The sequence below is a fragment of the Massilia sp. NBRC 108631 genome, assembly GCF_059704565.1.
Window position 1 is genome coordinate 70002 of record NZ_BAAKJE010000302.1, and the last position, 10794, is coordinate 80795.

Here is a 10794-nt window from a genome sequence, read left to right on the forward strand (position 1 = left end):
CATGTCAGAAAATTACTCCGGCCGTGCTTTTAATAAGAGCATAGGCTATTACGTAGGCGGCCGTTTTTTAAATGCGTTGGCCGCTTTTTTTATTCTTATCTGGATTGCGCGGCAGCTCCCCGAGAATCAATATATTAATTATGTGGCGGCCTATTCGATTATCGAAATGGGCATCGTCCTGTCCGGTTTTGGCATGGAATGGGTGACCGGTATTTATATTCCCCAAATCCGCATGCACGCCAGCGGCAAAGCGCTGTACCGCTTTGTATGGCAAAGCGTGGGCCTGCAAGCGCTGCTGCTGGCGGGCGGCGCCTTGATACTGTTTTTTACAGCGCCGCTGCTGACCGGCTGGCTGGGCCTGCGCGACGCGGAGGGCGTGCTGCGCCTGTACGCGGGCGTGATGCTGATCGAAGGCGTGAGCCGGGTGTTCCGCGACCAGTTGCTGTCGAGCTTGCTGTTGCAGAAGGCCGGCCAGGCCAGCCAGCTGCTGCGCAACCTGGCGCTGGCCGGCTACGCGGTGCTGGCGTTTTCGCACGAGGAATGGCGCAACGCGCACGCCTTGGCGGTGGGCGAGCTGATCGCCAGCAGCTGCAGCCTGCTGGTGGCCGCCTGGTGCTTGCAGCGCCACTTGCTGCAGGTGCGAGGCGCTGCGGCGGGAGCGGGCGGCGCCGCTAAGGCGGACTGGTCCATGCCGGCGTGGCGCGACATGCTGCGCGTGGGCCGCAACGCCTGGCTGAGCAATATTGCCAACCTGACCTGGAGCTGGCAGGCCGTGATCCTGCTGGCCACCCGGACCTTGGGACCGGACGCGGCCGCGCCGCTGGGCTTTGCCCGCAACCTGGCCGAGCAAGTGCGCAAATACCTGCCCAGCGAATTCTTGCTCGGCATCGTGCGCACCTTGCTGGTGGTGCGCTATGCCGCCGAGCAGGACAAGGGCAAGCTGGGCGTGCGCGCCGGGCTGATCTACAAGGCCAACTTGCTGTGCCTGCTGCCGCTGCTGGTGCTGTGCGCCGTGCGGGGCGCCGAACTGAGCGCCTTCCTCAGCAACGGCCGCTACCCGGACGCGCACTGGCTGCTGACAGGCTGGCTGGCCGTGCTGGTGATCCTGGCGCACCGCCGCCTGACCGACCTGATGGCCCACACGCTGGGGCGCTCGTCGGCCACCACGCGCGCCAACTTCGTGCTGCTGGTGACGCCGCTGGCGCTGCTGCTGGCCGCGCCGCAACAGCGCTGGAGCCTGCTGTTCGCCGTGCTGGTGCTGGCCGAGACCGTGTATTCGGCGCTGGTGCTGCGCCAGCTGCGCACGCCGCAGTGGCACTACCGCCCGCACTGGGGCGGGCTGGCCAGGTTCGGCGTGGCGGGCCTGCTGGCGGCCATGGTGCTGGCCGGCTTGCCGGCCGGCCGGGATGCCTTCCACCTGGCGCTGGCCCTGGCCGCGGCGACCGGCGTGAGCTGGGGCGTGCTCCTGCTGCTGCGCCCGCTGTCGGCGGCCGAGCTGGCGTTGCTGCCGGCGCGCGCCTTGCGTCTGTTGCGCCAGAGGCCGGCTGTTTCAAGTTAATATAAATGAATCCGCTTATTCCGGAACTAATATTAACGAAAATAAATAATCGTGATGGCTTTATCAATTGGCGATATTTCATTCAAAAAGTGCATGCGGAGTTAATAAGCGAATTTAGCATAAGGCTGTTGGTCTACGGCAACGCTTAATTAGGCTGTTTTATGCTATCGTAATTAAATAACGAAACACGGAGGACGCCGTTATGCAATTACCGAAACTTGGTTTTATTATTTTGAGTGTAGTAGCCAGCGCTTCGGCCTGGAGCCAGATCGATCCCAGCGTGGGCGGCGCGGTGCCGCAAGCCGATTTCAGCAAGCGCTATGCGCTGTATTCCGCCTGGAGCGGCAACCTGACGTATGCGACGGACCCGGCCGGCAGCGGCCGCACGGTGTTGCGCAGCCGCGTGCGCAGCACCGACGCCAAGGTGGGCGGCCTGCTGCGCACCGATTTCCTGCCGCTGGGCGAGGCCGGCAAGACCGGGCCGCGCTGGTACGGCCTGAGCGTGTATTTCCCCACCACCTGGGTGGCCCATCCGAATCCGGCCGTCGTGGCCCAGGTGGGCCCGGCGGTGCCGCTGGCAGGCCTGCCGCCGCCCATGTCCATCGTGGCGCGCGGCACGTCGATCGAACTGAACCTGGGCTTTAACCACCGGCCGCTGAGCGGCGCCACCGACATCGCCACGGCGGCCAACTCGGCGGTCAAGGCGGTCAAGCTGGGGACGCTGCAGACCGGCAAATGGTATTGCTTCGCCGTGCGCTCGGAGTGGTCGCCCACCCTGGGCAGCGGCTCGCTGATGATTTACCAGAACCGCGACAAGATCTTCGACGCGCAGCGCGACATCAATTCCTATCCTGGCGTATCGGGCAACACGCCGCGGGTCGGCCTGTCCTTCCCTGGCTTGCTGGGCGTGGCCGAGCGCGTGCTGTACACCGACTTTATCCGCCTGGGCGGCCCGGACACCACCCTGGAAAAACTATTGGCGGAAACGCCATGCAAAACGACCAGCGCGACCACGGCGCTGGTGAAATAAGTACCCGAGAGAGGTTAAGCATGCAATTGACGAATAAACTGATCGCATTGGCGTCCCTGTGCGGCGCCATGGCCGGCGCCCATGCCCAGATCGACCCGGCGCGCGGCGGCCCGGTCACCACCATGGCCACCAACCCCAAGACCTACCAGTACATTTCCTGGCTGCTGGCGGCCAACGCCACTGCGACGACCCGGTATTTCCCGGACTTCTACACGCTGAACAGCAGTTCGATCAACAACGTCACGCTGGTGGACGACCCGGCCGGCAGCGGCAAGAAGGTGTTCCACATGAAAGTGGCGAAGACCGACCCGCTGGTGCTGGGCGGCTCGCGCACCGAAATCTCGCCGCGCAACGAATACGTCAAGGAAGGCTTGCGCTGGTACACCTTCAGCATGTATTTCCCGGGCGACTGGGTATTCCACAACACGCCGACCCTGGTGGCGCAGCTGCACACCAGCCAGAACACGGCCGTGGTGTCGCCGCCGGCCTCGCTGACGGTGACCGACCGCACGCTGGCGCTGGACTTCAACTACAACCACCGCAGCACCAGCGGCGGCAGCGACCCGGCCACCCGCGCCAATTCGGTGGCCGAATCGATCCGCCTCGGCACGGTAGAGCTGAACAAGTGGTACTGCTTCGTGGTGCGTGCGGACTGGTCCTACAAGCCTGGAGTGGGCCAGATCCAGGTGTGGATGAACGGCACCGAGGTGTTCAGCGCCAAGAACACCTACAACAGCTATGAAACGTGGCTGGGCAACTATGCCAAGGTCGGCCTGTATCTGCCGGGCACCATGATGGTTCCGTCGCGCAACCTGTATGCCGACTTCATCCATCTGGGCGGTCCCACCAGTACCTACGACCTGATGTACGGGCAGACCCCGTGCGCGCCGAAGTGAGCTTGAAACAACGCTGAAATACCGCTGTAACGGGCTGCAATCCGAAGACCGCTTGCGCAATCGCGTGGGCGGTTTTTTGACGATATGATAAGTTACCCGGACTACAGATTTCCACGGTATCCATCATGAAGTTCCCCACCGCGCCGCGCCTGCCTGGCCAGCTGCGCTCCAGCCTGTCCGTGCTGCCCCTGGTTCTGGTCGGCCTGCTCAGCGTGCTGCTGTTCGGCGGCCTGGTCGGCCTTGGCGCCGGCCTGTTTGCGCTGATGCTGATCGCACCCGTCCTGATTTTCGGCGCGCTGCTGTTCACCGGCTCTTTTTCCAGTTTCCGCTTCGGCGGCGAGGGTGTGTTCTGGCTGATGCTGGCGCTGACCCTGCTGACCGCGCTGGCCGACACGGTCTCGCCGGTGCGCACGCGCGGCGTCATGTCGATCGTGCTGATTCCCCTGGCCATCTACGCGCTGCGCGGCCTGTTCGTTTTTGCCGGCAATTCCTGGCTGGGCAAGTTGATGGTGGCGGTGTTCGGCCTGTTCTTCCTGCTGGGCGCGGCCGGCTCCATCAGCGCTGGCCGCATCCACTGGCATCCCTTCTTTTACCAGATCGCCTATGACCTGAAGCTGCCCATCATGCTGCTGCTGGGATTTAGCGTGAGCTTGGGCGAGCGTAGCGAACAGCGCTTCTGGCTGGTGGTCAAGATCGTGCTGGTGCTGTGCCTGGGCGCGCTGGCGCTGGAGTTTGCCGCGCCGTCGGTACATCACATGATCGCGCGCAACGCGGGCGGCGGGCAAAACGGCAACCCGCTGCTGCCCGGCCTGCACTTGGCAACCGGTCCCTTCGTGCACCCCGGCGTGCTGGCCTCGGTAGCCGCGCTGTTCCTGTGCTGCGTGTTCGTGCGGCGCATGAGCGGGCAGGGCAGCACCACGGGCAACTATGTGCTGCTGTGCGGGTTCATGCTGGTGCTGCTGCTGGCCGGCGAGCGCCAGGAAATCTTCGATGCGCTGGCCGCCTGCGCCATCTTGCTGTTCGCATCGAAAATGAAGCCGAGGCTGAGTGCCGTGTTGCTGGCGCTGGCGGCCGTGGTGCTGTTGCTGGGCGCCTTGCTGCTGGTGCTGGGACCGCACAACCGCGCCGAACTGGGCTTGCAGTGGGGCTTGCTGCCGTCCTACCAGGCGCTGGCCAATCCGCGCACGGTGCTGTACCTGGATGGCTTCCATTTGGCAAATACCTATTTCCCGTTCGGCACCGGCTTCGGTAAATTCGGCGGCGACGCCGCGCGCATGTACGACCGCTCGGTGTACGAGATGCTGGGCTACAGCACGCGCTACTGGTGGTACCGCCAGGACTTGTACCTGCTCGACACCTACTGGCCCAACCTGTTCGGCGAGACCGGCTGGATAGGCGGCGGCGTGGTGTTCCTGTTCGGCGCCCTGATGACCCTGTTCGCGCTGCAGCGCGCCTGGACCGTGCAGCATCCGCGCGAGCGCATGCTGTGGCGTCTGGCCTTCGTCGGCCACTTCCTGGCGTTTACCGGCTCGCTGACGGCGCCGATCTACGGCGACCCGAACGCGGTGGCGATCCCCTTCATGTTCTTTGGCATGGCCTTCGCGTACTCGCTGCAGCTGCGCCGCGCGGAGGCGGCCGAGCGCGCCAAGCGCAGCAGTGACCTGTCGGCCCACGCGCCGCGTCCGGCCGGCGTGCCGGTCACGCCGTGGGCCGCCTGAGGAACGGCCCCGGCCTCAATGCTGCGGGAATAGTTCTTCGACGCTGGCGCCGTCCAGTGCTGCCAGTGCCCAGCGCTCGATCTGCGCACTGGGCGCCGCTGCGATGCGCTGCTGGACTTGCTCGGGGAGCGGGCCGAAGCGCCTGCTCAGCAAATTTTCCAGCAGCACGGCTTGTCCAGCCTGTCTGCCCTGTTGCAGACCTTGCTCCAGACCTTGCTCCAGACCTTGCTCCAGTCCTCGTTCCAGCCCCTGTTCCAAACCCCGTTCCAAGCCCTGCTCGAGTCCCTGCATCCAGCCCAGTTCACGGCCTTCCTGCAAGCCGCGCCGTTGCGCCGCACGGCGCGCTTCACGATAAATGGCGCGTATGCCACGTGGCACGTATGTCATGGCAGTCCTCCTTTTTAGTGCATGTACACCCAGCATGAGTTCACTTTCGAGCTCCGCCGGCAGGCGCATCATCCAGTCGATGACGTGGAATAGCTCCATGATACGTTGCCTGTCCCAGTCGCGCTGGTACAGCACATGCATCAAGCGCCATTTGGCCGCGTAGCGCAGCGCGGGCTGTAAATGCGTTTGCTGCGTGAGCAAATGCGCCGCGGTCACCAGGGCGAACGGATGGTCTTGCATCAGGAGCTGGTCGATATCGCCTGCGTAGGCGTTCAGCGAGGTAGTCCGGAAATCCAGGCGCATCTGGCTGCCGAACAAGCTGTAGCCGAAACTGGCCGGCTGCGCGCTGGCTGTGCCGCCCAGCACCGCCAGGCCGGCAACCGGCTGCCGATAGTGGTCGTAGATCCGGTAGTTGTAAACGAACATGCGCTCGGCGAAGTCGGCGTCCCGGCTGGCTTGTACTTCAACGTGGATCAGCACCCATTGCTGGCCGCCGGCCGTGTGCACTTGCACCAGCTTGTCCGCCACGCGGCGGCCGATTGCCGCCGTCCGCGTGGCTTGCGCCAGTTCTTTGTCGAGCAACGTCCAGGGCCGCGTCCAGTCTATGGCGGCGTGGATGTCGGGGAAGTAGAAGGATAGAAAGTCCGCGAAATAATGCGCCAGGATCTGCTTCCAGGGCGTATCGTAGTCGTCGGGGTGGGGCGGCGGCATGGGCATCGGCACAGCGTAGCGCGCCGGCCTGGCGCCGCATTGATTTGGCGCAAGCTTTGCTCAGCGGTACCAGACCAGTTTTTCGTACTGGTGCACCAGCAGGATGCCCCAGCAGCGCGGGCTGGTCAGCAGCAGCTTGGCCAGCTCGGCCCAGCGCTTGCCGTGCACAGCGGGCTTGAGCCGCGCCTTGGCGTCCAGGCCGCCGATCAGCCAGCCGCGCAGGCGCGCGGCCAGGCGCGCGGCCAGCGGCCAGCCGGCGCCATACTGGCGCACGATCTCGCGGTGCAGCCTGAGCGGCGACACGGTGTCCACCTTGGTCTGGCTGAAGTTCTTCTCGGCCAGCCGCATGGTGTAGCGGTAGCCGGCAAACGGCAACAGCTCGGCGCGCGCGCCGGCCATCACGGCGTCGGCCAGCAAGCGCCAGTCCTCGCCGAAACGCAGCGCCGGCTGATAGCGCAGCCGGTGCTGATTCAGCCAGGCGCGCCGGAACAGCGGCTTGCTCCAGCCCAGCGGCGCGCGCTGGCCCGGCAAGTCCCACAGCAGCAACTCCTGCATGCCGATGCAGTGCGGCCTGCGCACCCACGGCCAGCTGGACGCCACCACCTTGTCCTGCGCCGCGTTGTACAGCGCCAGGCGGTCGCATAGCAGGTCGTGCCGCCCGGACGCCAGATATGGCATGAAGCTGGCCAGGCGGTCCTCGGCCCAGGCGTCGTCCGCGTCCAGCAGCGCAATCCACTCGCCGCAAGCGGCGTCGAAACCGGCGTTGCGGGCCACCGCCGGGCCGCCGTTCTGCGGCTGTTCGATCAGCCGGATGCGGTCGTCGGCCAGCGCCCAGCGCCGCACCACGTCGCGCGTGTCGTCACGCGAGCAGTCGTCCACCACCAGGACTTCCCAGTCGCGGTGACTTTGTCGTTGCACGGACCGCAGCGCCGTTTCAATGCAGGCGGCGGCGTTGTAGGCTGGGATGACGATGCTGATTTTCATGCTCTGATTCTAGCATGGCACTTTGTCAAACTTGCTCTAAACATATCTCGTATCGTGCGCACCGAGCACGATAGAATCGTCGTGCATTACTGCTATGATTGTCTCGCTTACTTTCATTTTAGTCATTGATCAGTCATGAGTTCAGCCAGCACAGCAGCTTCCGGCCCGCGCCGCATTTTGATGGTCGGCACCGGCCTGCAGGCCCACGGCGGCATCACCGCCGTGATCCGCTCCTACATGGAGGTGGGTCTGTTTGAGCAATGGGGCGTGCGCTATATCTCGACCTACGAAGGCGCCGGAAAATTCACCCAGTTGCGCACCATGGCCTCGGCGCTGTGGCGCATCGTGTGGCTGCTGGCCGCGCGCCGCATCGACGTGGTGCACGTGCACAGCGCCTCGCGCGGCAGTTTCTGGCGCAAGTCGCTGGTGGCGGCGCTGGCATTCGTGTTCCGCGTGCCTTATGTGTTCCATATCCACAGCGGCGAGTTTCCCGATTTTTACGCGCACAGCTGCGGCGCCGCCGCGCGCGCCTGGGTGCGGCTGGTGCTGCGCCGTGCTGCGCGCGTGGTGGTGGTGGCGCCGCGCTGGCGCGCCGACGTGCTGCGCATCGAACCGGCGGCGCGCGTGGCCGTGGTCGGCAACCCGGTGCGGGTGGCGCCGCTGCTGGCGCCGTTGCGCGCCGCGCCGCCGGGCGCCCCGTCCACCGTGCTGTTCCTGGGCCGCCTGCATGAAAAGAAGGGCATTTTCGACCTGATGCGCGCCATCCCCCACGTGCTGGCGGCGCTGCCCGGCACCGTGTTCGTGTTCGCCGGCGACGGCGAAATCGACGCGCTGCGCGCGCTGGCCGTCGAGCTGGGCGTGGCGCACGCGGTGCGCCTGCCGGGCTGGGTCGACGGCGCCGCCAAGCAGCAGCACCTGGAGCAGGCCGACCTGTTCGTGCTGCCCACCTATTTCGAAGCGCTCGGCGTGGCGCTGCTCGAAGCGATGGCTTGCGGCGTGCCCGTGGTGGCCACGCCGGTCGGCGGCATCCCCGATTTTATCGACCACGGCGTGGAAGCGCTGCTGGTGCCGCCCGGTCCGGGCACGGCGCTGGCGCACGCCATCGTGGCCGTGTTGCAAGACCCGGCGCTGCGCGGCCGCCTGCGCGAGCAAGCCTTCGCGCGCGTCGGGCGCGATTATTCGTTCGACGCCGTGCTGGCCCAGCTGCGCGCCATCTATACCGAGCTGGGTGTGCCGCTCAGCCCGGCCATCGTGGCCAAGCCGCTGGCGCGCGCCGCCTGACTCAGCCGTGCGACAGGAAATGCTGCACTGCGATTAACATGTTGTCTCTTTGATCTTTTTTATGCTTAGGAATGTTATGGCTATGATTTATCTGGTCGCCGGTGCGCGTCCGAACTTCATGAAAATCGCCCCCATCGTGCGTGCGCTGCAGGCGCACGGCGGGCTGTCGTTCAAGATCATCCACACCGGCCAGCACTACGACCGCGAGATGAACGACGTCTTCTTCGAAGAGCTCGGCATCCCCCAGCCCGACCTGTTCATGGCCGCCGGCGGCGGCAGCCACGCGCAGCAGACTGCCAAGATCATGCTGGCGTTCGAGGAGCTGTGCGTCGCGCAGCGTCCGGACGCGGTGCTGGTGGTGGGCGACGTCAACTCCACGCTGGCCTGCTCCATCGTGGCCAAGAAGCTGACCATCCCGGTGGCCCACGTGGAAGCGGGACTGCGCAGCGGCGACATGAGCATGCCGGAAGAGATCAACCGCCTGGTCACCGACAGCATCAGCGACTGGTTCTTCGTCACCGAGCCGAGCGCGGTCGAGCACCTGCGCCGCGAGGGCAAGCCGGAGGCGGCCGTGCACTATGTCGGCCATGTGATGGTGGACAACGTGCTGTTCCAGGCCAGCAAGCTGGCCGCGAGCGGCGGCGCCGGTCTGGACAGCGCCGCCATCAAGGCCGGCCTCGGCCTGTCGGACGGCAAGCGTTACGGCGTGGTCACCTTGCACCGCCCCAGCAACGTCGACGACCCGGCCATGCTGGCCCAGCTGGCCGGCGCGCTGCGCGACATCGCGCGCGAACTGCCGCTGGTGTTCCCGGTCCATCCGCGCACCCGCGCCAACCTGGAGAAATTCGACATCAGCCTGGGCCCGGACATCACCCTGGTCGGCCCGCAAGGCTACATGGCCTTCCTCGACCTGTGGAAGGACGCCGCGCTGGTACTCACCGACAGCGGCGGCCTGCAGGAAGAAACCACGGCGCTGGGCGTGCCCTGCGTCACGCTGCGTGAAAACACCGAGCGCCCGGTGACGGTGGAAGAGGGCACCAACGTGCTGGCCGGCACCTCGCCGCAGGCCATCACCGGCGCGGCCGCGCAAATCCTGCGCGGCGCCGGCAAACGGGGCCGCCGCCCGCACCTGTGGGACGGCAAGGCCGCCGAGCGCATCGTGGCCGTGCTCGACAAAGAACTGAACAAGGAGCGCACAGCATGAACGCACGCATCACCATGATGGGCTGCCAGGTCGATAATCTGACGATGGAAGAAACCCTGCAGACCATCGACGGCTTCATCCAGAGCGGCAAGCCGCACCAGCATGTGGTGGTCAACGTGGACAAGCTGGTCAAGGCCGCCCACGACGCCGAATTGCGCCGCATCATCAACGAGTGCGCGCTGATCAACGTGGACGGCATGCCGGTGGTGTGGGCCTCGCGCCTGCTGGGCAAGCCGCTCAAGGAGCGCGTGGCCGGCGTCGACCTGTTCGAGGCGCTGATGCAGCGCTCGTCCAAGACCGGCTGGCGCGTGTTCCTGCTGGGCGCGCGCGAGGAAGTGGTGTCCGAAGTGAAGCGCCAGTACGAACTCAAATACCCCGGCCTGACCGTGTGCGGCTACCGCAACGGCTACTGGAAGCCGGAGGAGGAGGCCGGCGTGGTCGAGCAGGTGCGCGCCGCCAAGGCCGACCTGTTGTTTGTCGCGATCAGCTCTCCGAAGAAGGAGCATTTCCTGGGCCAGTACCAGGAGCATATGAAGATCCCGTTCGCCATGGGCGTGGGCGGCACGTTCGACGTGGCGGTCGGCCGCGTCAAGCGCGCCCCGCTGTGGATGCAAAAGTCCGGGCTGGAATGGTTCTACCGTTTTCTGCAGGAACCGCGCCGCATGTTCCGGCGCTATTTTATCGAGGACATGGCCTTTGTCTGGCTGTTCCTCAAGGAGGCGGCTGGCAGCCGCCCCCGCTAACACGCAATCCCCAACACTAGGATGAAGAAAATGACGACAGTTGCAGTAATTGGCCTGGGCTACGTGGGCCTGCCCCTGGTGATCGAGTTCGGCAAGCATGGCCGCACCATCGGTTTCGATATTTCGCAAGCGAAAGTGGACGCCTGCCGCCACGGCACCGACCCGTCGCGCGAACTGAGCGACGAGCAGATGGCCGCCTCCGAGCACGCCGAGTACACCTCCGATCCGGCCATGCTGGCCGAGGCCGACATCATCGTGGTGGCCGTGCCGACCCCGGTCGAC

At 65.5% G+C, this 10794-nt stretch carries 9 protein-coding genes and 1 pseudogene; 8 read left to right on the forward strand and 2 right to left on the reverse strand.

From position 1 onward, the window contains the following. Position 1: 1 nt before the first annotated feature. The 4 genes from AC6H42_RS32460 to AC6H42_RS32475 all read left to right on the forward strand — a co-directional run bounded on the left by AC6H42_RS32460 (position 2) and on the right by AC6H42_RS32475 (position 5202). On the forward strand, positions 2–1558 hold the full coding sequence (locus AC6H42_RS32460) for an oligosaccharide flippase family protein (protein WP_082552252.1): 1557 nt from the start codon (positions 2–4) through the stop codon (positions 1556–1558). A gap of 232 nt (positions 1559–1790) precedes the next feature. After that, positions 1791–2588 (forward strand): heparin lyase I family protein, encoded by a 798-nt coding sequence (locus tag AC6H42_RS32465; RefSeq protein ID WP_057158801.1) that lies wholly within the window; start codon positions 1791–1793, stop codon positions 2586–2588. 20 nt (positions 2589–2608) lie between these two features. Further along, on the forward strand, positions 2609–3484 hold the full coding sequence (locus AC6H42_RS32470) for a polysaccharide lyase family 20 protein (RefSeq protein ID WP_057158800.1): 876 nt from the start codon (positions 2609–2611) through the stop codon (positions 3482–3484). A gap of 125 nt (positions 3485–3609) precedes the next feature. Then, positions 3610–5202: a hypothetical protein gene (locus AC6H42_RS32475; RefSeq protein ID WP_497549886.1), complete on the forward strand. Its 1593-nt coding sequence runs from the start codon at positions 3610–3612 to the stop codon at positions 5200–5202. Positions 5203–5217: 15 nt separating this feature from the next. Here AC6H42_RS32475 and AC6H42_RS32480 read toward each other — a convergent pair whose 3' ends face one another. Together AC6H42_RS32480 and AC6H42_RS32485 are read right to left on the reverse strand one after the other, a co-directional pair. After that, positions 5218–6300: an Rpn family recombination-promoting nuclease/putative transposase gene (locus tag AC6H42_RS32480; protein ID WP_497549887.1), complete on the reverse strand. Its 1083-nt coding sequence runs from the start codon at positions 6298–6300 to the stop codon at positions 5218–5220. Between the two features lie 60 nt (positions 6301–6360). Continuing rightward, the gene (locus AC6H42_RS32485; RefSeq protein WP_497549888.1) at positions 6361–7284 is read right to left on the reverse strand and encodes a glycosyltransferase family 2 protein; all 924 of its coding nucleotides are present in this window, start codon (positions 7282–7284) and stop codon (positions 6361–6363) included. A 135-nt stretch (positions 7285–7419) separates the two neighbouring features. On the opposite strand from AC6H42_RS32485, the gene AC6H42_RS32490 reads away from it, so the two are divergent. The 4 genes and pseudogenes from AC6H42_RS32490 to AC6H42_RS32505 all read left to right on the forward strand — a co-directional run. Continuing rightward, the gene (locus AC6H42_RS32490) at positions 7420–8565 is read left to right on the forward strand and encodes a glycosyltransferase family 4 protein (RefSeq protein WP_200954128.1); all 1146 of its coding nucleotides are present in this window, start codon (positions 7420–7422) and stop codon (positions 8563–8565) included. Positions 8566–8641: 76 nt separating this feature from the next. Continuing rightward, positions 8642–9769, forward strand: coding sequence for a non-hydrolyzing UDP-N-acetylglucosamine 2-epimerase (wecB, locus tag AC6H42_RS32495; RefSeq protein WP_497549889.1), 1128 nt, complete (start codon positions 8642–8644; stop codon positions 9767–9769). Further along, on the forward strand, positions 9766–10512 hold the full coding sequence (locus AC6H42_RS32500; RefSeq protein ID WP_057158795.1) for a WecB/TagA/CpsF family glycosyltransferase: 747 nt from the start codon (positions 9766–9768) through the stop codon (positions 10510–10512). The genes wecB and AC6H42_RS32500 overlap by 4 nt, the downstream gene beginning before the upstream one ends. Positions 10513–10542: 30 nt before the next feature. Continuing rightward, positions 10543–10794, forward strand: a pseudogene (locus AC6H42_RS32505) (nucleotide sugar dehydrogenase); the annotation flags it as partial.